This window comes from Thermoplasmata archaeon (genome assembly GCA_038851035.1).
Lineage (GTDB): Archaea > Thermoplasmatota > DTKX01 > VGTL01 > VGTL01 > JAWCLH01.
This window is the reverse complement of sequence record JAWCLH010000006.1, coordinates 63,790-88,917: the sequence shown is the minus strand read 5'-3', so window position 1 is coordinate 88,917 and position 25,128 is coordinate 63,790. Positions and strand designations below refer to the sequence as shown.

Annotated in this window: 20 protein-coding genes; 10 read left to right on the top strand and 10 right to left on the bottom strand. The window is 61.6% G+C overall.

Features of this window, described 5'->3' with window-relative positions; all coding sequences use genetic code 11:
* Positions 1-69: 69 nt before the first annotated feature.
* Entirely contained in the window at positions 70-588 is a 519-nt protein-coding gene (locus QW379_03355; GenBank protein ID MEM2869444.1) for a 50S ribosomal protein L16, read from the bottom strand.
* Between the two features lie 163 nt (positions 589-751).
* Here QW379_03355 and QW379_03350 point away from each other — a divergent pair, with 163 nt between their 5' ends.
* Entirely contained in the window at positions 752-1,558 is an 807-nt protein-coding gene (locus tag QW379_03350; GenBank protein ID MEM2869443.1) for a putative Ig domain-containing protein, read from the top strand.
* A 58-nt stretch (positions 1,559-1,616) separates the two neighbouring features.
* Here the strand turns inward: QW379_03350 and ftsZ are convergent, their stop codons facing one another.
* A complete protein-coding gene (gene ftsZ / locus QW379_03345) occupies positions 1,617-2,735 on the bottom strand; it encodes a cell division protein FtsZ (protein MEM2869442.1) in 1,119 nt (372 codons plus the stop codon).
* Between the two features lie 137 nt (positions 2,736-2,872).
* Between ftsZ and QW379_03340 the strand changes: the two genes are divergently transcribed.
* The 4 genes from QW379_03340 (at position 2,873) to QW379_03325 (ending at position 9,146) form a co-directional block, all read left to right on the top strand.
* Positions 2,873-3,520: a hypothetical protein gene (locus QW379_03340; protein ID MEM2869441.1), complete on the top strand. Its 648-nt coding sequence runs from the start codon at positions 2,873-2,875 to the stop codon at positions 3,518-3,520.
* Positions 3,517-5,529, top strand: a complete 2,013-nt coding sequence (tgtA, locus tag QW379_03335) for a tRNA guanosine(15) transglycosylase TgtA (protein MEM2869440.1) — start codon at positions 3,517-3,519, stop codon at positions 5,527-5,529. Before QW379_03340 ends, tgtA begins: the two co-directional genes overlap by 4 nt.
* A gap of 58 nt (positions 5,530-5,587) precedes the next feature.
* Positions 5,588-8,737 carry a hypothetical protein gene (locus tag QW379_03330; GenBank protein ID MEM2869439.1) on the top strand — a complete coding sequence of 1,050 codons (3,150 nt, stop codon included), beginning with the start codon at positions 5,588-5,590 and terminating at the stop codon, positions 8,735-8,737.
* Between the two features lie 103 nt (positions 8,738-8,840).
* Entirely contained in the window at positions 8,841-9,146 is a 306-nt protein-coding gene (locus QW379_03325) for a transcription factor S (protein MEM2869438.1), read from the top strand.
* Positions 9,147-9,156: 10 nt separating this feature from the next.
* On the opposite strand, the gene QW379_03320 is transcribed toward QW379_03325, so the two are convergent.
* Positions 9,157-10,968 carry a C45 family peptidase gene (locus tag QW379_03320; protein ID MEM2869437.1) on the bottom strand — a complete coding sequence of 604 codons (1,812 nt, stop codon included), beginning with the start codon at positions 10,966-10,968 and terminating at the stop codon, positions 9,157-9,159.
* 154 nt (positions 10,969-11,122) lie between these two features.
* Between QW379_03320 and QW379_03315 the strand changes: the two genes are divergently transcribed.
* The gene (locus tag QW379_03315; protein ID MEM2869436.1) at positions 11,123-14,524 is read left to right on the top strand and encodes an Ig-like domain-containing protein; all 3,402 of its coding nucleotides are present in this window, start codon (positions 11,123-11,125) and stop codon (positions 14,522-14,524) included.
* 200 nt (positions 14,525-14,724) lie between these two features.
* Here QW379_03315 and QW379_03310 read toward each other — a convergent pair whose 3' ends face one another.
* Positions 14,725-15,783, bottom strand: a complete 1,059-nt coding sequence (locus tag QW379_03310) for a TIGR00269 family protein (protein MEM2869435.1) — start codon at positions 15,781-15,783, stop codon at positions 14,725-14,727.
* Between the two features lie 56 nt (positions 15,784-15,839).
* Between QW379_03310 and QW379_03305 the strand changes: the two genes are divergently transcribed.
* The 3 genes from QW379_03305 to QW379_03295 all read left to right on the top strand — a co-directional run bounded on the left by QW379_03305 (position 15,840) and on the right by QW379_03295 (position 18,010).
* On the top strand, positions 15,840-16,331 hold the full coding sequence (locus QW379_03305) for a PUA domain-containing protein (protein MEM2869434.1): 492 nt from the start codon (positions 15,840-15,842) through the stop codon (positions 16,329-16,331).
* A 199-nt stretch (positions 16,332-16,530) separates the two neighbouring features.
* Positions 16,531-17,232 carry a hypothetical protein gene (locus QW379_03300; protein ID MEM2869433.1) on the top strand — a complete coding sequence of 234 codons (702 nt, stop codon included), beginning with the start codon at positions 16,531-16,533 and terminating at the stop codon, positions 17,230-17,232.
* Between the two features lie 73 nt (positions 17,233-17,305).
* The gene (locus QW379_03295) at positions 17,306-18,010 is read left to right on the top strand and encodes an ATPase domain-containing protein (protein MEM2869432.1); all 705 of its coding nucleotides are present in this window, start codon (positions 17,306-17,308) and stop codon (positions 18,008-18,010) included.
* Between the two features lie 59 nt (positions 18,011-18,069).
* On the opposite strand, the gene QW379_03290 is transcribed toward QW379_03295, so the two are convergent.
* A complete protein-coding gene (locus QW379_03290; protein MEM2869431.1) occupies positions 18,070-18,534 on the bottom strand; it encodes a dCMP deaminase family protein in 465 nt (154 codons plus the stop codon).
* Between the two features lie 13 nt (positions 18,535-18,547).
* Positions 18,548-19,339, bottom strand: coding sequence for an ATPase domain-containing protein (locus QW379_03285; protein MEM2869430.1), 792 nt, complete (start codon positions 19,337-19,339; stop codon positions 18,548-18,550).
* 75 nt (positions 19,340-19,414) lie between these two features.
* Between QW379_03285 and QW379_03280 the strand changes: the two genes are divergently transcribed.
* On the top strand, positions 19,415-20,362 hold the full coding sequence (locus QW379_03280) for an A24 family peptidase C-terminal domain-containing protein (protein ID MEM2869429.1): 948 nt from the start codon (positions 19,415-19,417) through the stop codon (positions 20,360-20,362).
* Positions 20,363-20,402: 40 nt separating this feature from the next.
* Here QW379_03280 and QW379_03275 read toward each other — a convergent pair whose 3' ends face one another.
* From QW379_03275 to QW379_03260, 4 genes are all read right to left on the bottom strand, one after another.
* Positions 20,403-21,491: an NMD3-related protein gene (locus QW379_03275; protein ID MEM2869428.1), complete on the bottom strand. Its 1,089-nt coding sequence runs from the start codon at positions 21,489-21,491 to the stop codon at positions 20,403-20,405.
* On the bottom strand, positions 21,488-21,781 hold the full coding sequence (locus tag QW379_03270; protein MEM2869427.1) for a DUF424 family protein: 294 nt from the start codon (positions 21,779-21,781) through the stop codon (positions 21,488-21,490). Before QW379_03270 ends, QW379_03275 begins: the two co-directional genes overlap by 4 nt.
* On the bottom strand, positions 21,778-24,063 hold the full coding sequence (locus tag QW379_03265) for a minichromosome maintenance protein MCM (protein ID MEM2869426.1): 2,286 nt from the start codon (positions 24,061-24,063) through the stop codon (positions 21,778-21,780). The genes QW379_03270 and QW379_03265 overlap by 4 nt, the downstream gene beginning before the upstream one ends.
* Positions 24,064-24,273: 210 nt before the next feature.
* Entirely contained in the window at positions 24,274-25,068 is a 795-nt protein-coding gene (locus tag QW379_03260) for a PAC2 family protein (protein ID MEM2869425.1), read from the bottom strand.
* Positions 25,069-25,128: the final 60 nt, after the last annotated feature.

Sequence of the window (25,128 nt, the reverse complement as noted above, 5' to 3'; positions counted from 1 at the left end):
ATAGGAAGTCGCGGAGGTTCAGGGTCAGGAAATCGGGTGCGATTGATGAAGAAGGACCTCAGGCCAGTCTCAGGCTACGAGTTCCGCTCCCTTCTCTATTATAATCCTGGTCGGCGTGGGGAGCTTGACCGCTCCAGACCTGAGGGCCTCCTTCGCAGAGAGGAAGTGCTCTCTGTTGACCCTCACTGTGATGAGCTTCTGCCCCTCCTCGACCCGCGCGACAGTGCCGACGGCCTTCCCGAAAGATGCCCTCATACCCTGTGAAACGCGGTCTGCCCCCGCCCCAGTCGCCTGTTTGTTCTCTCGGATGACGACATGGGGGTAGACTCTTATTTTCAGGTGATAGCCCTCGTTGCCCGCGCTCTTCTGCAGGACTTTGTTGACCGCAACTCGCGCGGCCTCGAGAGCGATGTGCCTTATTTGGCACCTCTCCTTCGCGACAAGGCTCAGGGTGAGCTCAAAGTCCCGCGCCGGCGCGCCGAGGTCGAATTGGGTGATCCGCGGCGCGGGAACGCCGCCCATGTACCTCTTCTGGCAGTAAGCCTGGCTCTTGATCTCCCTGTACATCCTACCCGGCTTGCGGACCATACCAAGTCCCTCTGGCGGGCACGCTCTAACATGGTCACCGCATATATACATTGCGATTGGTGCCGAGCGATGGGATACCAGAGGCGCACACCCTCTGCGACCTCCACTCACTCACCACTACATGACCAATTATTAATATCCCGAGAAGCGTACTTCTGCACGAATGAGGGATGTGAGCCGGACGCGGGCGCGAGTGGCCTTGCTGACCGCCGCCCTCTATCTGGGTGTATTATTGACCCAGCCGCTCGCATCCGCCAACCTACCGCCCTCCATATCATCGGTTCCACACTCCGAGGCATTCGCCACATTCGAGTATATCTATCAGGTCCACGCCTCCGACCCAGACGGCGATTTCCTCAGCTACTCGCTTGCCGACTTCCCAGAGGGCATGGTCATTGACTTCCTGACCGGCACTGTGCGGTGGAGACCCTCCCTGAACCAGACCGGAGAACACACAGTGCGGCTCCTGGTCTCGGACGGCACCTACTCAGTCGTTCAGGAATTCATACTCCATGTAGTCCTCGCCGCCAACCACCCCCTCCCCGAGCTCCGCATATCCGCGCCCCGTGAGGGCCAAATCCTCAACCGAACCTTTTATGTTAGAGGCGTGGCGTGGAGCGCACCGGACGCGCCGCCGGTCGCCACAGTCGAGGTTTCCATTGACTCTGGCCCCTGGTTCCCTGCCTCGCTACAGGGCGAGGCTTGGGCTTTCCCGCTCGACACCTCGAAGTACAGGAACGGAAGGCACGTCTTGGCAGCGCGCGCCTTCGACGGCTCCGCCTACTCCCTCGAGCTCAGGGTCAACCTGACTTTTAACAACCCAAGGTATGTTCTGATGGACTACGATGTCGAAACGGAGCGCGGCCCGGCACCGCTCGCGGTTGTTTTAGCTGCAGTGCTTGTGACGGGGCTCGTCGTTATAATCATCGACTGGCGCAGACAGCGGGTGGTGGGAGGAGGGGATGCCTGAGCTACCGGAGAGAGTAAGTCTGCCGGATTCCGCGACCGCTCGCCCCAAGGGTGAATATTCAGCGCACGATGTCGAGGCCGCTCTGCCCAGCTCCGGCATACTGGATGGCTGTGCGGTCGGTCCGGCCTACAATCTGCTTCGATGTGACGCCCGTGACCACGAGCATCACCTTTACCGTGCCCTTCATCTCAGGCTCAACCGCCGCGCCCCATATCAGCCGGGTGTTGGGGTTGACCTTGGACTGGATTATCTCCGCGACCCTCTCGGCCTCGGCCAGGGTCATGTCCGGACCGCCGGTGATCTTCACGAGGGCTCCGGTGGCGTTGCGGATGTCGTACTCCAGAAGAGGGCAGTTGAGCACGGCGTTCACGGCCTCGTCTACCCTCTCCCCCCCGGGGGCGTCCGACTCCCCTAGCCCCATCACCGAGACCCCGCCACCGTCAATGATGGTCTTAAGGTCGTTGTAGTCCAGATTGACTAGGCCCGGCTTCGTCACTAACTCGATTATGGACTTCATCGAGTCCATCAGCAGCTCGTCGAGGACGAGGAAGGCCTGGTTGATGGGCAGCTTCGGCGCCATTTCAAGTAGTTTGTCGTTGGATATCACGACGACGGTGTCCGCGACGGCGCTCAGCCTAGCAAGACCCGCGTCCGCCTCCTCCATCCTCCTGCGCCCCTCGCCCTTGAACGGCTTCGTGACGAAAGCGATAACCATTGCACCGGCCTGCTTGGCGAGCTGGGCTACGATTGGAGCGGAGCCGGTGCCGGTTCCGCCACCTAGCCCGGCGGCGATGAATACGATGTGTGCCCCGGCCACTGCCTTCTTCAGCTCCTCCTCGGCCTCCCTTGCGGACTGCTCGCCCATTGCTGGCTCGCCCCCCGCGCCGAGCCCCTTTGTTACCTTCCTTCCAAGAAGAATCTTCTTGTGCGCGTGGGTGTTGAGAAGATGCCTAGCGTCAGTATTGCAGGCGATGAGTTCCGCGCCGACGACGCCCTCGTTCATCAGCCTTGTTATCGTGTTTGAGCCACCGCCACCGCACCCGAACACCTTGATGGAGAGCTTGAGCCCCTCAATCAGCTCCATCAGCTCCTTGTCGTCCGGCGTCTCGGGCGTCGGGGCCTGAGCCTGTTCCGGTAGGCCAGTGCGCGTGAGAGCACTGTCGATTAGAGACTTCATACCTACACCACCTCTACACCGGAAAACGACATGTAATTAGAGAAATATAAGGCTTTACTTTGGGGACTTTACGTTCTATTGACTCCCCTCGCTCCCGCACTCTCATGTTTATTAACCCGCAGACCCATCACAATTTTGTGACGGGGATGAAGCCACGGAGAGGGTCCGGTGTCAGAATAAGGGCCGGCGATAGAGCGACCAAAGCGACGGCCCAGGGGCTCAGGTTGCTCGACAGGGAACTGGAGAGGCTCTCAGCCGAGGAGATTGGGAGGAGCGCCGAGGACATCACGCCCGCGCAACGTGAGAGGGTTATGAGGGGGGTGCTGGAAATATTCTTCAACATCTGGATTCGCTTCGCTGTAGACCTTGGCCGAGAGCTCAGGATGAGTCCCTGGCAGTGGGATTTCGTAATCTACGAGGGCCGAAAGCGCTACAGGTTTAGGGATGGTTTCAATTTCTCCGCACTGAGGGAGGCCTCGCTGGAGGAGAGCGTTTTTCCCTACAGGCACACGCTCAAGGCAGAGCTGCGCAGGCTGCGCGGCAGGACCTATGTTCAGGTGGCGTTTGTCCTCGAGGAGGGTAGAGATTACCTGAGATCCGGTCTGGCCGGCGCAAAAGGCGTATATACGATATATGTAGAAGAGGCGAGGAGGTTCAGCGCTCATGAGCTCAAAAGGACCCTGATGGCCCCCCTACGCGCATGGATGCGCTCAGAGGTCCTAGCCGACCCCTCCATCCTCTGGGACTTCTGTCACAGAGAATTGAGAAGGGGGGGCGAGGGATGACCCGTTTCGAGATGAAGGCTAGGGATGGTCTTGCCAGGATCGGTCGCCTCGAAACCCCACATGGGGTGGTTGAGACACCCGCGCTGCTTCCAGTGATTCACCCGGGCCAGACAATGATTCCCGCAACAGAGCTCAAGCGCAAATTCGGCGTTCCAATCGTCATCACCAACTCTTACATCATCCATTCTAGCCCCGAGCTGCGGGAGAGAGCGCGGCGCGAGGGTGTGCACGACCTTCTCGGCTTCGACGGCCCAGTGATGACCGATTCGGGCACATTTCAGGAGTATGTCTACGGCGGCGTGGGTGTCGACCAAAAGGAGATTCTCGACTTCCAGCTCGAAATTGGCTCAGACCTCTGCACCATGCTCGACCTCTTCTCGGGGCCCGACGCTCCTGAGAACAGGGTGGCGGAGGAGCTAACGGAGAACCTACGGAGGGCTCGCGAGGCCTCAGAGCGCTTTCGAGAGGTGAAGACAGGCCAGGGCCTTGTCCTCACGGTGCAGGGTGGGGTCTTCCCTCACCTGAGGAAGAAAGCGGCTGAGGCGGTGGCGGGGCTGGAATGCGCGCTGCAGGGCATAGGGGGAGTTGTGCCTCTGATGGAGTCCTACCGTTTTGCTGAGCTCGTGGATTTAATCGTCTCCTCTCGGATGGTTCTCAACCCGTCGAGGCCTATCCACCTCTTCGGTGCAGGCCACCCGATGACATTACCACTAGCAACCCTTCTGGGGTGCGACACATTCGACTCGGCCTCCTATGCCAAATACGCACGCGACGGCAGGTATATGTTGCCTGGCGGGACCAGACATCTCAGAGATCTCTCCCACCTCCCTTGCCCCTGCCCCGTCTGCACCTCTACCACGCCCACGGAGCTGATGGGTATGGAGGAAAAGGAGAGGGAGCGCCTCCTGGCCGAGCACAACCTCCACCTCTGCTTCTCCGAGCTCAGGGCGGTCAGGCAGGCGATTCTCGAGGGAAACTTGTGGGAACTTGTCGAGGAAAGGTGCAGGGCCCATCCCGCCCTCCTGGATGCTCTGAGGAGACTCGGGAAGTATTCCGACTACCTCGAGAGGTACGCTTCGGTTTCAAGGCCAGGGGCGTTTTTTTACAAGGGACCGGAGTCCTCGCTCAGGCCGGAAGTCGTGAGGTGGCGGTGTCGCCTTTTCGAGAGATACAGCCAGCCAGAGTGCGAGGTCACAGTGTGCTTTCCTGAGGGGCCCCGGCCCTACTCCAGGCACTATGCCGAGGCAGTGGCGAGGATATCGGAGCGCTGGGACGCACGTTTCGTAGTGACCTCTTTCTTCGGGCCGGTTCCGCTAGAGCTCGACCACATGTACCCAATTGCCCAGTCCGTAGTTCCCGAAGAACTCGACGCGGAGTCGCTCGCTGGTATCAGAAAAGTAATGGAGCGCTTCTCCCACGGTCTCAAGTCGAAGTTCTCAATCGTCTGGGAAGGGGAGAACACATTGACTAACCTTGAGATGCTTGTGCGACCCCGAACGGGGCCCCCACCCGACCTCGACCTTCTCGCCGTCGTCGCCACAGCGGATATGCAGTTCGGAGCGGGGGCCGCACAGGCTCTCCTGAAGGGAAGGGTCGAGCTCATCAAATCGCCCAGCACGGGCAGGGTGAGACGGGTAATGGTTGACGGAGAGCACGTGATGTCCCTCAGGGCCAGCGACGGCCTCTTCTCTTTGAGGCTCGCGGGTGGCGAGAGGCTCAGGCGCTACTTCCCCCCTCCCCGACTGCGCGTTTCTGTAAATGCAGAAGCTGCTGAGTATGCCGCACAGGGGAGGAGCGTCTTCGCGAGGTTCGTCCTTGATTGCGACCCTGAGCTCAGGCCCGGAGAGGAGGCATTGGTGGTGGACAGGGAGGACAGGCTCGTCGCTGTAGGAAGAACGGTGATGGTGAGGGATGAGATGATGTCATTCAAGAGGGGCGTGGCTGTCAAAGTCAGGCATGGGTTGGCAGCGATGGCGAAGCCGGGTGATGTATGGGGAGAGGAGGATTGACAATCCTTATTAACCCATCGAGCACATATACAAAAATTATGGAAGGGGCTGTGAACGGATGAAGAACCGGATACAGACCAGGCGCTTGGGTTCGTCTCTGACCGCTCTGACTATCCTTGTGCTGGGCCTCATTCCGCTTCTTCCACTTTCCCCCTGTCAGGGGGCCGGAGGGAGGGGCCCGAACGAGAATGGTGATGATTGGGTTGTCGTCACCGACTGGTCCCTGCCAACCTCGCCGTTACGCATCGGTGATCAGAACGTGTCGCTGGCCGTGACGCTCCGCAACCTCCGCGCCTCTGACGGAAACTCGGCAAACGGGGACGAAAGGCTCTACAACCTCACCATCGAGGTGAGGGCAGTGCTGGACGAGAAGGGGAACCGACTCCAAGCTGCCGAATCGCCCGTAACTTGGGACGTAGCCAGGGACGACAATGGGGGCGATGGCTACATGCTCGGGCATATCGGCGAGCCAAGGAACTATCTCACCCTGACTGGTCTTTCTCTGGATGTGAAGGGGCTGGGAGCCAGGGCCGGCAGATACAACGTATCGGTCGCTGTTTCATACGTTTTCCAGACCTCCTGGGATCCCGTGCTCGGACCCGAGTGGTCCACGAGGCAAACCGAGGAAGAGAGCAATATCCGGTTGGAAATCGCTTCCAATGTGCAGGTCGGGGCACCGGAGGTGCTGGACGAGAGCCTGAACCCGATGCCACTTTACGCGAGCGCGAGGTTCCAGCTCATCGGGGTTCCTGTCACACCACTTGCGGGTTCTTTGTCCTCTGTGATCGCAACGCTGGTGGTGCCCCAAACTAGCCCCCTACAGCTCGCACCCTCAGGGACCACCACTCTCACCTCCAGCGCAAACAGTGTCTCGGACTGCACGGTTTTCTTCTTCAGGGTGGACGTCTCAGTCACACCCCCCGGGGTCTACGACGCACAGCGCGCCAACATCACTCTCCGTCTCCAATATATTAAAGATCGTAATTGGGACGGCGGCGTAAACGGGGTTGCGGCCGCGGAGGAGGGAATTCCCCTGACATTCAGGCTCGAATACACTCCCCTCCTCAACGCAACCTCGACCTCGCCTTCAATTATTTACCAAGGGATTGAGTCATTCAACCTGACAGTCCATCTAAGCAACGAGGGGAATACAGACCTGAAGCTGGTGAAGGTAACCTTGGACGCATCCAGCTTTTTTATGGGGGATGGGATGGGGTACGATGGGAGCGGAAAGAGGGTTCCCGGCGTGCCGAGCTGCACCTTGAGCTCCATCCCCGCTGGCTCCACCACCACAGCGCTCTTCCCACTTAGGGTCTTGGGCTCGATACCCCCAGGGACCCACAGGCTAACACTTACCTACTCCGGGTACTACGAGAATGAGGGTGCGCTTGGTGGAGCCTCGACGCTGGTCCCAATGAACGATGCTCTGTTCAAAATTCTGAGGGGCCGCGCCCCATACATTGAGCTCGAAGTGAGGGACCTCCAGACCTCACTCGCCGTGGTCTCTCTCCCACCCATCGTACTCAATCCGAGCGGCGAGTCGGAGGGGATATCGATAAAGCTCTCTGTCCGGAACGAGGAGAGCTTCGCAATTCGGTCGGCGGAGCTGACCCTGCTAGCGGGTCCGGGTACCCCGCTCGTCAACCCCCTCAGCCCGCTATCGAAGACCTTGGAGCCGGTTCACGTATCGCTCCTCGACCCAGGAGAGGAGGTCCCTCTTGTGTTCCTCGCCAGCCTCAACAGGAGCACACCCTCGGGCCTACAGGCGCTGACCCTCAGGCTGAACGGCACGAACGCCGACACGGGTCTCCCCATAGGCACGGAGCTGAAGATTCCTGTGAGGTTCTCGGTCTTTGGCCCCTTGCTCTCCATAGCCTCCGGTGCCGTCCTGCCATCCGCGGTTCCGGGCGCCGGCAGCTCCGTTAAAATTCCGGTCAAATTGATTAACTCAGGCGGCGCTCTCCTCTCCGATATCACATTGAGACTCCGGGCGGGTCCCCCCACCCCCCTCATCAGCCCTCTAGACAGCAACTCGAGCTGGCTCCCCGAGAGACGCATCAGCGCCCTCCAGCCCCTCTCTGAGCTTGAAACCACCATTAATGCTCTTATAGACCCCTCGTCCTCCCCCGGTAGCTACGAGATAGAGGCCTCGCTTAGCGGGAGGTACTTCGCTTCCGGCGAGGCTTTCGAGCTCTCGAGAAGCATCATTATCAGAATTCTCCCCGCACCGCCCAGACTCTCTATTGTCAATATCACCCTTACCCCCTCTGAGGTCCCTCCCGGAAAGCCGTTCACACTGAGCGTCACGGTCCTCAACTCCGGAGGTGAGACGGCGCGGGGAGTATGGGTTGCCCTACCGGCGCTCGCAGTCCCGGGCCTCTTGCCCTTCAAGCAGCCGCCGCTGGCCCCCGAGCCACTAAAAGAGGGCGGGGAGTTCCTGAGCGCGGAGATTCCAGCCCTGCTCGCCGGTGACATTGCACCCGGTGAGAAGGCAACCGTGTCATTCAATATGAGGTCGGTAAAAGCGGCCCCCCAGGGTGCCTCGGTGCGGGAGCCCGTGCTCCTTTGGTGCATGGATGGAGAAGGGTCTGAGATGAGCGAGCTTCTCTCAATCAGCGTCCCGATCGCATCCCCTCCCGCGCCCGCAAAGGAGCAGCCTGACTGGATGCTAATTACAATCGTCGTCCTCGTCCTAGCTGTCGTCGCCGCTGCAGGTGCCGCCGCGCGTGCTCGTAGAAGGGAGGAGCCGGCCGCCGCTGAAGGCAAAGAGGAGAAAGCAGAAAGGCCTGCGCCTCAGGCCCCTCCTTCAGAAGCAGTGACCCAGGCGCCTCCTGGTCCTGCGCAGGCTCCGCCCCCGCCTCCGCCGCCCCCGCCCACCCCTTCCGCGCCAAAAGGCGCGGTGGTTCCTGCCTACCCACTCCCGCCCCCTCCGCCTGGAGTTCCCGCACCCGCAACCACCCAGCCGTACGTTCCCCAGCCACCGGGAGCGGTCCCAGTCCCTGCGTATCCAGCTGGCCGGGGCCCTATAGAGGGATATAGTATACCGGGCGCGGAGGCAGAACCACGCTACACCTCTCCCCCATCGAAGCCAAAGGTCTACACGGGTGCTATGCCTCCGACCCGTCTCTGCCCGGCCTGCGGGAAGGAGGTCAAGCTCAGATTCGTCAAATGCCCCCACTGCGGCGTGGACCTGCCTCCCCTGACTTAGTCCACTCACCCCTCTTTGCGGGTGCGCGGCCCGAGTTCCTCGGATACCGCGGGCCCGGGCTCCCCGCAAATCAATATATAGAAGAAAACCCTTCGAGCGCCCGATGTTCTGTCCTGAGTGCGGGGCGCTGATGCACCCCCGGGAGGGCCGGCTCTGCTGCAGCCGCTGCGGGTGCCAGAGGGAGGTCTCCGACGGCGAGCGTAGGACGGTGAGGGAGGAGTGCCACAGCCGCGAGACGCTTATTATTGAGGGGGACGCTGGCCTCCTTCCCACGACGCACGACACCGAGTGCCCGAAGTGCGGGCAGCGCGAGGCCTACTGGGTGCTCAGGCAGACCCGGGCCGCGGACGAGCCAGAGACGCGCATTTACGAGTGCACGAAGTGCCACCACAGATGGAGGGAGTATTAAACCCGGCGCGTCAGCTCCGCCCCCGGACTCGCGAGTTCTTCATCCTCCTCCACATCACCCATCCCAGCGATACTGCCGCGATGCCCGCCGCGCCGGCCGCAACCGCGAGGTGGCCTCCCGCCACCGACCCACTACCGCTTTCCCTAAGGAAAAGCTCGACCGACCGGGGCCCGGAGACTTCAAACCGCTCCCTGACCTTCAGGCCACCCTTCTCCGCCGTGAAATTGTAGACGCCGGTCATGAAGCGCTCGATGAGGAGCCTGCCCTCCGGGAGCTCGAACCAAGTTGTGTTGCCATCATACACGTCCTCGGCCCTCACCCGCGAGCCCCGGACGGGCTGGCCGCTGGAGTCGAGCACCGACAGCTCTAGGGGGTTGAGCGCGCCGAATGTGCTCCAGGGGCCCGCAATCATGTCCTCCAGGTCGTCGAAGGCGTAGTCGGGGTGCTCCGCCGCGTGCAGCTCCTTGTAGAAAGGCTGGCCACAGGAATGGCCGTAACGAGCCCAGACCTGCATTCGAGAGGCCATTGTCCGGTTCGTCACCTTCCCGTCCTGGGAGCCGTGCGGGTAGCCGCGGGTGGTGTTCTCGCCGTGGCCGCAGAGGCTGTACCTCCCCGGGTTCTCGTAACCGACGGTGGTGTCGTAATGGTCGCCGAGGAGCGCCTTGCCGAACTCGACGGTTATGTTTCCCTTCGAGCTGTTGCAGAGGTCCTGAATTCGAATCCACCTCGGCCAGCACCCGTGGGCCGCGCCCTGTGGGGCGCCCATCTCTGCGGCCACCGTCGGGTCCCATGGATAGTTGCAGGAGGGGAGGAAGCCATTGCTCGTCCTCGCCAGCGCCCATGTCCTTCCACCGAGCTCGAGCACCGCGACCTCGTTGCTCTTCACATCGGCGAGCAGATAGTCAGAGCAGTAGGCGCCGTTGGTGTCCCTGAGCATCTGCTCCCTGAACTCGTCAATGGTCGAGGCGTACTGAATTGCCCTCCGTACCCTGACGAAGGCGGGCGTGCCGCCCCATACATGGGCTCCGTGGCCTAGTGTCGTCTCGGCCGCGACGAGGCCCGCGGAGTTGATGTAATATTCCGTCCCTGACCATATCATCCCGGCGGTCAGCTGCATGAAAATTCTGTTGCCCTGGTTTGGGACGAGATCGCACCAGACCGCGTGCGCTGGCGGTAGGAAATACGGCATCCAGAGACTCTGGGCGAGCACGAAGCCGCCGTCCGCGGTCCAGTCGGGACCTGTGGCGACGAAGCCGGAGCAATGGTGCGGCCACTCCTCATCCCTATGAAAGGGCCACCACCAGAGCGGGTTTCCGGGCGATGTGAGGGTCCACCAGATGTCCCACTGGGCGTTGTAGGCGAGAACATCAATCCAGTCAACAAGAGCCCCGTCGGGGTTCCTGACGCCAGCGGAGGCGGCGCCCTCGGCGATGCCCTGAATCTCCTGCTGGTACTCGGCCGGAACCCTTGTCCAGAAGAGGAGGGCGGTGGCGCGGCACTGGGCCCAGGTGAAGCCGTACCAGTCCATCGAGCAGTGGGCGTAGGCGGCCATGCCCCTCTCGATTTTGTCCGCGAGAAGCCGGCCGTGCTCCAGACCGATCGTCCGCGGGTCGCCCTCGAGGTGTATGAGGGTGAAGCCGGCCTTCTCGGAGACGAAGGAGCCGCCCGGGGCCTGCGGTCTGGAGCTCTTGCTCCCGGCCTCCCGGCACATCGGGGTCTGGGCGAGGAGGGCCAGAGCCACAGCTACAGCAACGAGTGCACGCCTCCCTCCCGACCCGCGAGCTAGCCTCCCGCGCAGGCCCGGAACCCCATCGGGAAACAACCGTTTCTCAATACTTAACCGTATCTCCGCTCGGGCCCCTTTGCGGGGCGCAAACTTCTTAAATTGATTTCAAACCGCACCAATCGCGATATATATCTTTAATATCTCAGGGAGCGGTTACGCATCGAGGAGGTCCAACATGGAGAATAAAAGGATGGGAATGAGACTGGTTGTGCTGGGTCTGACCGCTTCCATGCTTCTAATGGCGCTCCCGATTTGGGCGCCGGGCTCGAAGGCCCTGACGCAGAGCTTCTCGAATGGTACCGACTACTACTTCGGGAACGGCGGCTGGTACGGCAGGGAGGCGCTCAGCCCGATATATGTGAATGTCGGGCTGGCAATAACCCGAATAGATGTCCAGGTCTTGATATGGGCCAACCAGAACGGCAACGACGCCGCAGACATCGACGTCTACATCCGCCACCCGGACGGGACGGAGCAGCAGCTCGTGTGGGACGGGACCTACTACGGCGGAGCCTCGATATCGACCACGTTCTACGATATCTTCCGCTTCAACAGCAAGCTGAGCACCGGGCAGTGGTTCCTGCGGGTCAGGGACGAGGGCAACTACGGGAGCTCCAACACCTACGGCGGCTACATAGACTCCTGGACGCTGACGATTCACTATCAGGAGCCCTCGCTCACCCTCGTCGCTCCAAGCTCCCCCGGCGCCACGGTCTCGGGGATGCTGCAGGTAACGGCTTCTGTCCAGGGCGCCGGAATCGAGGACGTCGAGCTGTTCGTTGACGGGAGCTACGCCGGGGACCTCTCACTCTCCGGCGGGAATTACGTATGCAGCCTCAACACCGCGCTCTATCTGGACGGCCAGCACACCCTTCTCGTCAGAGCGAGGGACTGGGAAGGCCGGACGGACTCAAAGAGCATAGACCTGAAGTTCGACAATTTCAAACCCCGCATCGCCTTCTCCTCGCCCGTGCCCGGCTTCGTCAGGGGCGAGCAGGTCTTCCTAATCAGCGGCTCAAACGGAGAGGCCTCAATGAACGTGAATATCCTGATAACCGGGCCCGGCGTCTTCATTGACGCGCCGATGGTCACCCTGGGTGGAGGCGTGTACGCGTACGAGTGGCCCTCGGGCGCTTTTCAGGACGGCGACTACGAGGTCTCGGCCTACTCAATCGACCTCGCCGGCACGAACGTGTCCACTCCGTCCGTCTCCCTTACGGTGGACAACACGCCCCCCTCCCTCTCGCTGAACTCACCGGTTTCCGGCGTCTATGTCTCGGGCCTCCTCGAGCTCGACCTGAGCGGGACGGGCGACGCCAACCCCTCCCACACCCAGTACGCACTGGACGGGGGCCCCTGGGTCCCGGCCGCTCCCGGCTGGCAGGAGAGCTTCCTCATCGACACCTCCGGAATTCCCGACGGGGCCCACAGAATTCGGGCGCGGGCGGTGGACATGGCGGGCTGGGCGACCGAGGCCCTCGTGGAAGTCATCGTCTGCAACGCCGAGCCCGCGCTGGACATCGTCTCCCCGGCCGGCGGGAGCCTGCTCGAGGGCCAGCTCACGATAAGGGCCCTGGCCGCCTCCTTCGCCCCCATATCCTCCGTGACAATAACCCTCGACGGCGTCTCGAGGCCCGCTGGCCTCAGCGCTCTCTCCGGCTACTATGAGTTGCCTCTGGACACCGCCGGCCTCGCAGACGGGGAGCACATCGTCTCTGCGGAGGCGCGGGACGCCTCTGGAAAGACGGTGGCTTATGAGGGTCTGAGCTTCAAAACAGACAACCACGCGCCCTCGCTAGGTGTTCTGTCTCCCCTCGACGGCCAGAGGGTAAAGGGCACCGTCAACCTGTCCGTGTCGGCCTCCGACCTCTTCCTCTCTGAGGTGAGCTGGTGGGTCGACGGCCGCCCGGCGTCGCCGATGGTTCTGGAGAATGGGAGCTTCAGGGCCGCGCTTAACACCTCAGAGCTCCCCGACGGCCCCCACGCGCTAGATTTCCTCGCTCGGGACGCCATCGGCCACGGGACGGAAAGGACAGTCAGTGTCGTTGTGGACAACTCCCTGCCCTCCGTCGAGCTCTTGAGGCCCCTGGAGGGAGAGTTCCTCTCCGGCGATGCCGTCTTTCGGGTCAGAGCAGGCGACGGGCTCGGGCTGGAGAGCGTGAGCGTCTCCATCTCCGGTCTAGCGCCGCGCAGACTCTCCCTCAGCCCGCAGAGCGGCTACTACGAGCTCTCCCTTGACACCCGCTCCCTGCCCGACGGAAACTACACCGCTCTGGCCGAGGCGAGGGACCTCACCGGTGAGCTCGCTTCTTCGGAGGAGGTCTCATTCCACATCGACAACACGCCACCAGCGCTCATGGTTCGCTACCCGCGCCCCAACCAGAGGATTGTCTATACGGAAGGAGAAAGGCTCCTCGAGCTGGAGGCGGGCGACCTGTTCCTCGCCGGGGTGGAGTACAACCTGGACGGGACCGGCTGGAGGCCCGCGGGCGAACCCTTCACCTGCCCGGGCCTCGGCGAGGGCAGGCACGTTGTGATGATAAGGGCGATGGACATGGCCGGCCACCTGACCACCGTCTCAACAGATTTCGTCTTCGACTCCTCGGAGCCGGAGCTGCTGCTCGCCTCGCCCCTACCTGACGCCAGAGTCGCCGGCGTGCTGAGGGTCTCGGTGCGGGCCCAGGACGCCCTTGGAATCGCGCGGGTGCTGGTCTTCCCGGACAACTCCACAGGGGCGCGGGGCTGCGAGGCGGTCCTCAACCCCCAGAGTTCCCTCTACGAGGCCCTTCTCGACACAAAGTCCTGGGCGGGCGGGGACAGGTACGTCACAATAACCGTGACCGCGAGCGACACCTCCGGCCTCCAGAGCACGCGGAGCGTGAGGGTTTTCGTGGACAACTCCGCCCCCGAAATCTTCAAGCTCTCTCCCCCCGGAACGGTCCAGGGAAAGGTGGAGTTCAAGTTCACCATCTCCGACAGCTCGAAGGTGAAGAGGGTCGAGCTCAAGCTGGAGGGCGGCGAGTGGCGCGAGATGATATACCGGGAAATCACAGGGAGATACTACGCCACCTGGGACACAGGTCTCGGAGACAACGGGGTACACAGGTACGAGGTCAGGGCCGTGGACGAGCTCGGTAACGAGGCTGTGGCGGTCTACACTGTCAGCGTCGAGAACCCCGACTACGCCTGGGTTGTGTGGGCGGTCATCGTGGTCCTGCTGGTTCTGATAGCGGTCGTCGTTGTCGTCGGCAGGTACAGGAAGAAGGAGGAGGAGCCTGGCGAGGCCCCGGAGCTCGAGGAGCCGGGGCCCGTGACCCCGGTCGCGGGAGAGCCCGTGGAGGAGCTGCCCGGCGAGCGGTCCGGAGAGGCGCCGAGGGAGGAGAAAAAGCCCCCGGCGACGGGCTGGGTCGAGGAGGGACCCAGCGCGGCCCCGCCCCAGCACTCCTCGCCCGCTCTCGCCGCGCCTCCCATCCAGCCGCCGCCCGGCCCCCCGGCCGCTCCCGGAAGCGCGGCCGCCCCCCAGCCCGCCCTGCCTGTGAAACCGGGAGGAAACAGCGAGGTGGACAGCTTCCTCAAGGAGCTTGGGAAGTAACCTGTGAAGCGAACAGAACTTTCACGCACTTCGCTGGGACGCTCAAGGCTTCATTCCCGGAAGCAACGGGGAAGGGGCGAAGCCCGTGCCCGGACGACCTGTGGTCGCCTCCGCCTCGACGAGCAGTGCTCGTCGTCGGAGGCGCCACTCCTTTAGGGGGCGGAGGAATCATGGTGCCCCGGAGGAAAAGGGGGCGGCGCTCAGCTCCTCCGGCGAGGTGGCTTCCGGGGCGCCTCCCCGGCCCCTCCTCCGGCCCCCTTCAGAAAACCGACCAGCCTGCAGGCCTCACATAACTCTCCCGCGGAGGGCTCGCCGCAGGACGAGCAGGGCCTTAGTTTCGCGGGAGGGTACAGGGGCTCGAGAGCCCTCCGGATGGCATCGTACGAGTTCAGGATGCAGAATCTGGTGCCCGGAGAGGCAGTCTCGAGCTCGCTCACCACGGCCCTGAAGCGGTTTCGCATGGCGTCTCCGGCGTAGGGGCAGGTCAGGCTGTGGACCTTGTAGCCCCTGAGCATAGCATAAAGATAGGATTCCTTGTCGGTGACCTGCCTGAGGGGCTGAATGCGCGGAACGAGCCCCGGCTGGACTCTCTCGTGTGGCCCGAGCCTCGCGAGCCTCTCCACGTCGCCCCTGCAGATGTTCATCAGAATCGACTGGGCGGTGTCGTCCAGGTTCAAACCTGTCGCGAGCACGTCCGCCCCGACCTCCCGCGCCTCCCTGTTCATGCAGTAGCGCCTGAAGACCCCGCAGTAGGTGCAGGCGGTGCTCTCGCCCCATTTCCCCTTTGTAGAATCGAGGGTCAGGCCGAAGGTTTTTGTAAAGGAAACCACGCGGTGCTCCACTCCAATCTCCCTGCAGTGCTCCGCAACGAGCCTGATTGCCGGGGGCCGGTAGCTCCTGATGCCCTCGTCCACGGTTATCGCGAGAATCTCTGTGCCCCTGCGCGGGGAGAGGAGCTCGTGCAGGAGCCTCAGGGTGACCACGCTGTCCTTACCTCCTGAGACCGCGACCGCGACCCTCGCTCTCTCTGGGAGCCTGACCTGTTTCCTGAGCTCGCGCGAGACCTTCTTTTTCACGAAAGCCACGAAATGCCTGCTGCAAAGATGAACGCCGCTATACCTCACGAAGGTGAGGGCTCCGGAGCCACAGAGCGAGCAATAGTGCTCCGCAATGGCCTCTTTTTCTTTTTCTCCACGTTCAGGGTGGCCCTGCTGCGCGCGGTAGCGACGCCGCCCTCCGGAATTCCCGCACTCCCTCATCGCCCCTCAATCTCGCTACCCGCAAATATCATTATCCCCCGAGGAGTTCGAGGGGCGTGCTCGAGCTCAGGCACAGGCACAGGCTCAGGCGGAAGGAGATAAGGAAGCTCGCCGACGAGCTCGAGGCTTCGCTGGGCGTCAGGACCTTCAGCGAGGACGACGCCGTCGACATGGCGGAGGCGGGAGACTTCCAAGTCATTCTCATGGGCAATCAGGCGCTCGCCATCCTGACCGAGCGCGGCCCCTTCCTGACCGTGCGGGGCCTGCTCAGGTGGCCTCCCGCTAGGAGGTTCGTGTCTGTGGACGAGGGGGCGATCAGGTTCATCTGCAATGGCGCGGACGTGATGGGCCCCGGCATCGTTGAAGTCGATTCTGCAATAAGGGAGGGAGAGCTCGTCTGGGTCCGTGACGTAAAGCACCTCAAACCTCTTGCGATTGGAAGGGCTCTCGTCGCGGCCGGGATGATGGCCTCGAGGTCGCCTGGGAAGGCTGTGAGGACGCTCCATTATGTAGGGGACGAGCTTTGGAACATAGGCTCCCAGAAGTGACCGAAGGTCAGGAGGGCCGGGACGCAGGGAGTGGGAGGAGGGGGCCAGGGGGATGGTGAGAGAGTGGCAGCGGCTGGTGGGTGATAGGAACAGGCCCGGGGAAAGATGGGATGGAGAGAAAAAGGGGTATTCGAGCGATTGGAGGTGTAGGGAGGGTGGCGGTACCTCGGAGCGACAAGGAAATGGGGAACTAGGGGAAGTGGCCATGAAAACGGGCAGGAGGGGAGGAGAGGCCGAAAGGGTCGAGAGTGCAACCGGTGGAAGCGGACGGCTCCGGGTCTACTGCGCGGGCCCGATGCGCTCGGGAGGAAAATACGTCGATAATTTCCATGAGATGGTTCGAATCGTTGAAGAGCTGGGCCACCTCGCCCTGACGGAGCTCTCAGGCACGGTCGAGTGGGGCGAGCTGGGGGGGTTGAGCGAGGAGCCGGGCGGCCATGGGAAATTCAACGAGAAAGGGGAGGAGTGCCGGGGAGAGACCGCAGCGACGCGGGCCGGAGAGCATGAAGCCCGGGGAGGCCGGAGCGGGAAAGAGACAGACGCAGGGGCCAAGGAGACGGGAGAAGGAGCGGCCTTCGCAGTGCTCGACGGAGAACCGGGGGGTAGGGCTCCATGGCCACGCTCAATTGACGCTTACATTTACGAAAGGGACCTTCACTGGCTTCGGCGAGCCGACGCGCTCGTCGCGGAGGTTTCTGGGCCGAGTCTGGGCGTTGGATACGAAATCTCCTATGCGCTACACGTCCGCAGAATTCCGGTGCTCTGCTTGTGCCACAGAGAGGTTCACTCCCTCTCGGCGATGATATCTGGGAACACATCGCCCCTGATGAGGCTCGAGAGGTATGGGAGCGGGGACGAGATGCGGGCCGCAATTCGGGCTTTTCTTGAGGAGGTGAGATAATTAGGGACCTCTCTCAGAGTCCAGCCAAAATTATTATACTCCTGAATCCGTTACTTCCTCGGGGTGAGGGTCCATGGCCGAGGAGCGAATTCCAACACACATAACGGGTTTGGACGAGTTCATTGAGGGAGGAATTCCGCAGGGTTTCGTCATCCTCGTCATGGGCGAGCCTGGGACGATGAAGTCCTCGCTCGCCTACAGCATCCTCCATCACAACGCGGTCGAGGGCAGGACCGGCCTCTTCGTTACGCTCGAGCAGAGCCGCAAGTCCGTCCTCACCCAGATGGCGAGCCTCGGCATGGTCTACGACGAAGTCGAGCCCCACCTGAGCGTTCTGGACTTGGCCATCCTCCGCAAGAAGATGAGGCTCGGCAAGAAGAGCTGGATGGAGGTCTTCAAGATGTACGCCAATAACCTCAAAAAGAGCCTCGACTACCAGCTCCTCACCATTGATTCCCTGACGGTCCTGGAACTCCTCGCCGCCTTCAAGGAGCCCCGCATCGAGCTCTTCGAGCTCTTTGAGTGGCTGAGGGACCTAGGCGTCACGACCTTCCTTCCAGTTGAGATGACGCAGAAGGGCGACCCCCTAGCACTGTATGGAGAAGACTATCTTGCGGACGGCATAATCCTTCTCAAAATGGAGCGAGTCGGCGACATCCACATACAGAGAAGGATAAGGATAGTCAAGCTGCGCGCCACGAAGCACAGCACGAACTACTTCACCCTCCTCCATCAGGACAGCCACTTCGCGGTGACGAAGGTGATTACAGAGAAGTAGGGGGTTGCGGCTGCTCCTGAGCCCCCTGCATATCCTGTCGATTCACCTCTTCGGTCGAGCTATTCTGGCCTCCTCTTGAAGCCCCTGAGCTTCGTCACCCTTACACCGCACTTCCTCAGAATCTCCAGACCCATCCTCTCTGGGTAGTCAATAATGTAGACCACACGCACGATACCGGCGTTCGCGATCATCTTCGCGCAGGTGTTACAGGGGTTGAATATAGTATAGAGCGTGGAGCCGCGGGACCTAGTCCCGGCCTGAAGGAGCGCGTTCTGTTCCGAATGGACGGCAGTGCAGACCTCGGCCTTCTCACCGCTCGGAATTCCAAGTCTCTCCCGAACGCAGCCTATTTCCTCGCAGTGCTCCATCCCGCGGGGGTTGCCGTTGTAGCCGGTGGCTACTATTTCGTGCCACTCGTTCACTATCACTGTTCCGATCTTCCTCCCCTTCCTGATGCAGGTGCTCCGGGCAGCCACGTCGCAGGCGATGTTCATGAAATACTCATCCCAGGGAATGCGAGACATCAGGAGGCCTCTCTCAGGCGCCGAGCGATCCCCTGAGAAGGGGGGCGAGAATGATCCCGAAGGGAGTGAGGTCTAGAGCGTACCTTGCCCTAGAGTGGTGGGTCCCCCTCATTTTTACAATGTGCAGCGTCCGCAGGAGGTGCCCCCTCTGGTCCGCATTCCCCAGCGCGATAACACCGTCCGCCACCGCCTCCTCAACCCCGAACGGGGAGTGGTGGCCCTCACTGGGTGTGGTCTCGGAAACCAGGAGGCTGGTGCACCCCGCGGCCGAGAGACCCCTCGCGAGTTTGAGCACAAAGTCCCTCACCCTCTCCCTGGTTTTGAGATGGATGCAAATGCCAGTTATAGAGTCGACCACCAGCCTGGCCGCACCGGACTCCCTCACAGAGTCTAGAATCGCTTTAAGAATTGCGGCGGCGTCTTCCTGTGTGTACTCGACCCTGTCAACACCGAGCCTCTCAAGCATGTCCTGGGCGTCGAGTAGACGGAGCTTGCCCTCCTCCACGAGTTTAGGGTCGAAGAACTCGAAGGCGCTCATATTGTCCCTCACCCTCTTCGATGGCTCTGTGACGGCGATGTAGAGCCCGATCTCCCCTGCCGAGGCTCCGCGAGCGAGGAACTCCATCCCGAGCGTGGTCTTGCCCGTCCCACACGCGCCGCTCAGGAGAACAGAGCTGCCCCTAGGAATTCCTCCTCCAAGAGCTCTGTCTAGTAGCTCGATTCCTGTCTTGCAGCGGGCACCGGATGGGGCGGCCGAGGGAGCATCAGGCGGTTGGACTCTCTCCTCTTTGACCCTAGCGCACATCGAGCCTCCTGATGCTGATTGGTTTTTAAATATGTTTTCCCCTAGATTTAACTCCTCGAAAGGCGTGTCATGTCTGTGTATGGACCCGGGAGCTTCACCGACCTAGTGCGCTTTCTGGTCGGTGCGGGGGTTCTGGCGTGGGCGGCGGAATCGGACCTGAGAACGAGGCGCGTCGCAGACGGGGCCTGGTGGATACTCTTGGCTCTGGGGACCGCTCTGCTTGAGCTCGACCTCCTTCTCAACGGCGAGGGCATCGTCTACCTTCTCTCGCCGTTCTTTATAATCGTTTTTTTCATCACCCTCTGGTACGAGGGGGAAATTCTGGGCGTGGGCGTCCGGAAAAGGGACAGTGCTTTGGCGACCATAGGACTGGTCGCGGCATCGCTGATGGTGGTAGCGGCCCAGCTCAGGACTGGCCTACTCGACCCCTCTACTCAGGAGGGCTTCCGCCACCTCCAGCTTCTCACAATCCCGGTGATGATGCTGTTCGCCTATGTTCTCTACAGAACCCAGCTCCTCTCCGGCGGGGCCGATGCCAAGGCCTTCCTGGCGATGTCGGTTTTCATACCCTTCTACCCTTCCCCCATTATTGATCCCCTCCCGGCCCCCCGGGGCTTCATGCTCATCTGCCCCTTCGTTCTCGCCGTTTTCTTCACCGCTGCTTTCTTCACGATTTTCAACCCCATCGCGCTTTTCATCTACAATCTGGCGAGAGGCGACTGGGGCCCGCTGATGTTCCTCGCTTATAGAATTCCAATCGACGAGGCGCGCGCGAAGAGGTTCATCTGGCTCTCGGAGTGTGTCGAGGGCGGGAGGAGGAGATACCTCTATTACCGTTTCAGGGGCTGCGATTCCGGATGGAAAAAGGCGCAGCTACGCAGGCTCGAAGAGATGGGCGAGACCCGCGTCTGGGTCCAGCCACAAATTCCCTTCATGGTCCAGCTCCTCGCGGGTTTTGTTTTTTGCTTCGTCTTTGGAAATGTAATTCTTTACGGGATAGTGAAAGCGCTGGCCGGTTTCTGAGGCCTCTAGGAGAGTTCGAGGCAATCCGTGTAGAGCCGGACTAGCTTTCCCGCTCTCTCTCGTCCGGGACCAAATAAACCTCGTCTTCGTCTCTGACCAACCCGACGCTCTCCCTCCCAGTTTTCCGCCAGAACCATTCGGGAGCAACCAATGTTAGGGGCCGGCAGCTCACAGGGTCGAGAATTTGGACCTCCGGCCTTCGCTCCTCGAGCACAACGGCTTCCCGGACGATCTCTCTTCCACCGACTCTGAAAGCCGTGGCAATATCCTTCCCATCGAGCAGCCTCTCCTCACCGGAAGCCAAGTCTCTGCAGGAGGCGCCCCTCTGCCCAATGCTCATGACCATCAGGAGCCTTCCTCTTGCGCGCACGAAATCGCCCTCCCGAATTCCGGGTAGACGGACGAGGAAAGTGACACGATGAAGGCTCCTTCCATCCCGCCTGCCGACAAGACTCGAGCTCTCGCTGACCCTCCCTCCGAACGCTTGTGCCACGGCCCTCGCGAGCGCTCTCGCGCCCGCAACCTTCCCAAGCCTGAGGTCAAGACCCCCTTCTACCTCCTCTTCTTTCCCGATGAAATCCTCCCTTCCGGCGGGTCTGAAGAGCTCGCTGATCTTGCTCCTGACCAGCGCCAGCTCTTCTCGACTCAGCGGCCTGCCCAGGGCCCTCACCTGAAGCGTGGCTTCATAATATTGCCCACGAATTCTGGAGCAGCGCTCGCAGACGGATCTCCTCAGCCTCACCCGCGTGCGAGCCGTCTGCGTTAGGGATGCCAAACCCGCCCTCACCAGCGCCACGACCTCGGCATCGGCGCTATGCTCATCTACGGGCATCACCTTGACCTTCGCCTCAACCTTCGCACCCTCTCCTACGTCAATTCGGAGCTCTCGGCGCACCGCAGCCTCTATGTCCTCTAGCTCTCCGACGGAGTCGGCCCATCTTCGCCCGCTCAGGACGCTGGCGCAGTGGGCGCAGCGCACCAGCTCGGTGTACTGTGGGAGCTCTATAAAGCGGCGCCTCGTCGAGAGGCACTCGCTGCAAAGGCCGTCTAGGGCGGGTGGCCTCTCGCCGCACACGATGCAGGCCAGCTCCTTAGGGCGCCCCCGGCGCCCTCCCACCGTCCGTCTCATATTCTCACCATCTGGGCATGAGGAACGCCGCCAATGCGAATCACGCACTCTGGGTCAACGAACCCGCCCTCAATCGCCGCCGCCACCGTCTCCTCGCCGACGAGATTGGCGATTGTGGCGAGGGCGAGGCACTCTAGGAGGAGCCTGCGGCTCACCCTCTCACCGCCGAAGAAGGCCGGGCTGACTTCGAGGGTTAGCTCACCCTCTGTGAAGCGCCTTCCGAGTAGCTCATCGTCACAGGCCGCGATAAGAAGCTCGCTGCCAGAGCGGTGCCTCTTCAACCTAATCACCTCCTCTCCCCTCCCGCCAACCTGTATCTGCCGGGGCTCGGCTCATAAATTCTACCATCGTCGACGAGCCTTGCGATGTCCCTCCTCACCTTCTCCTCCGGAACCCCCTTGTTGGCCGTCGCCCGGACGATGTCCTCCTCTGGGACCCCCCGCCCCTCGTCCGCTTCCTTAATGTAGTCCAGAATCGCCCGAATTCTCTCACGCTGGCTGTGGGTCGTGCCCGTCATTATCGCGTCGATGTCGAAACGGCCGCTGTCGCTCGCGACCTTACGCAGGAAGAACTCGATGATTCTCTTCGCCCTTTCCGCGTCCTCCTCCGTAACCTCGTTGCTCAGACGCATCCTAGCGCTCGCCTCGGAGAGGCGGATGAGGGCCTCAATCTGCCTCGGGGTCATCGGGACGGCCCCTCCCTCTCCCCCCTCCGCCATCTTGGACTGGGCTCGGATGCTCACGTAATAATCCTGAAGAATCTCCATCGCCTCCCTGGTCATTACGGGGAATACGCGGCTCCGGGCATAGGCGATGTACTTCCTGAGGGTCTCTGGCTTTATCTCGGGCTCCACCCTCTTCATCGCCCTCCTCTCGTCCTCCTTGGAAAACCGCCTGTCCTGGACGTTTTTCCTGTACTGTGCTATCTCCCCTGCGAGGTGGGCGCTGAGAATGTGCTCTGCGAGAGCAGCGTCCCTCTTTTCGTCAGGCCTGTCCGTCAGAGGGAATATTACGTCGAAGCGAGAGAGGAGGGTCGGGGAGAGGTTTATCTGGTCCACAAGATAACTGTGCTCATCGAAGCGGCCCTCCTTGGGATTTGCGGCGGCCAGAATGGCGCAGCGCGATTGGAGGGTCGCAGTTATGCCCGCCTTGGCGATGCTGATGCACTGCTGCTCCATCGCTTCGTGCATGCTCGAGCTGTCCTGCTCCGACATCTTGTCCAACTCGTCGATACAGGCCAGGCCCTTGTCGGCCAGCACCAGCGCCCCCGCCTCGAGCGTCCACCGGCCTTCCCCGAACTCGTCGTGGACCGCGGCCGCTGTCAGGCCTGCGGCGCTCGTCGCTTTCCCCGACGCGTAGATTCCTCTGGGAACTAGATTGGCGATATACCGCAAGAGCTGGGACTTGGCGGTCCCGGGGTCCCCTACCAGGAGGCAGTGGATGTCCCCCCTTATCCTGGTCTTGTCGGGCAGGACCTTGGGAACGCCACCGAACATTTGGAGCGCCAGGGCTTCCTTCTCAACCTCCAGTCCGAATATCGTCGGCGCTATTGATGCGACGATTTTTCTGGTGATGTCCTTGCTCTTCGCCATCCTGAGAATCTCCTGCTCCTCCTCTGGTGATATCTCCACCTCCTCGAACTCGTGCTGCTCGAGCTCTATGCTGATTATCTCAAGGTACCAGTCGAAGAATGTGGACTTGACCTGCCCGTAGGTCCTCTGCTGGCTGCGGAGAATTCCGTTGAGAATGACCTTGTCGCCGGGCGAGACCACCCTGCAGAGGTCGTCCTCGGCGTAGGCCGTGAGCCTCTCTGGCTGGTCTCCGCCGCGCAGGCCCTCCGGGCTCTCCTGAATCTCGATTTTCTGGGTGTCTATGAAAACGGACCTCTCCGTGGGGGGAACGGTCCTAGGGTGGGGGAGCTCCCTCGCCCTCGTTTCTCCTTCCCCCATCCCGGCGTCGGTGCCCGCGCTCTCCCTCGCCCTCGAGAGCTGAATCGGTCTCCGCAAGGGAGCCATGTCGTGTGTCAGGAGGATAAAGTAGGTCGAGGCCGCGCTCTTTCCGCATCCGCCCTGGTCCCTATAGCACTCCATAGGTTCCCTGAAAACGCTGCTGGTCTGGGGCTCCTTTATTATTGCGAGGCACCTAGCGCACTGGAACACCGCGTCGACGAGCTTCGGCTTTACCTGCGTCGCCTTCCGGACGAGACCCTTGACCGCAACTAGCCTCCCTATGTGCTTCGCCCTGAGCTCCCTCACGTCGGTCAACGCAAGGGGCTTTGGCGGGAGCTCCTTCACGCGGAAGTGGATGCCACGCCTGACCTCTGGCCTGATATCGGGGGGGAGGCACTCAGGGTCCTGTATCGCTAGTTCCGCTGTGTAGATGGCGCTGTTGGGCCTGTCGAGAAGCTGCATTGCGAGCTCGTGGTCGAAGACCTCGATGTCCCTGAAGCTGACCAGGAGGCTCCTCTTCTCGGGGTAGGAGTTGGCGACCTCGAGGAGCTCCTTAGCGCAGTAGGTCTTCAGGAAGTCTCGCCATCTGGTGGTCATCGCCGCCAGGTCCATCTCTTCCGCCATCTCTGCTCCCCGTAGGGGACCTTCATTAGCGCGATTGCTTTATATGCTTAACTGGGAGATGGGCGAAGACCCCCTTGTTTCCTGTGGAAATCCGGCTCACCCGGCTCCACAAGCCCATTCGCCCCGGGGCAGGCCGCCGCTGATGGGTTCAGCCACCACCTGGACATGTATGCGCGCCAAATGGGTTGCGGTCCACCCCGGGCAGCGTCATTATCCGTACATGTGGGGGGCAGGGGTCTGCTTTGGGACCTTGGTCTGCTGCTGGATGCTCTTTATCTGTGATTCAATAACTTCGGCCTCTTTATAAAGCGGCCTTGAATCGAGCCGAATGTGGAGAATGAGCCTGTCCAGCGTCTCGATAACTTTGGCCGCGGCCCGTGCATCCGGGTACTGCGGGTTTGCCTCAGCGAGAAGGGCGACGACATCGAAGTCACGCCTCTTACCCTCATTCAGCAGCACACCCGCCATGCCCGTTATCACACCTTCCTTGAAGAGTCTCACCCCGCTCTCTTCGAGAAGCCTCCGGGCTCTCGGGGTGCTACCGATGCCGTAGGTCTCGACCTCCCTCACCGCCTCCGCCTCACCTCTCTTCTCCTCCTTCTCATCCTCTCCCTCCCTCTCGATCACCAGCCCTTCCGGTGAGAAAAGCATCTTGCACCTCTCCTCCTGGAGCCAGTCGAGCATGGAGCTCGCGATTGCGCGGACCAGGTTGGGTGGGGGCTGGAACTCCGATATGACAACCGCAATCTGGTCGTGGCTGGTGTCGGTTCCGACGCGGGGACCCGCGTAGATTCTGACCGCGTCCAGTGGTTCCGCTCCCCTGACGAGCGAGAGCGGGGGAAAATAGACGGAGTCGAGGACGCCGACCTGCTCGAGCGAGAGGACCCTGACAATATAGTTCGCCACAATCGAGCTGACAAGGCCCGCGCTGGGGAAGCCGTCAATCACCGTGGCTCCCTTCAGATCTATCTTCTTGAGCATGTGAATCTCTATATCATCGCCCACTATTCCGCCTCCTCGCGCCTCAACTGTTTGGAGGTATTTAAAATGTGACGCCCTCGGCTA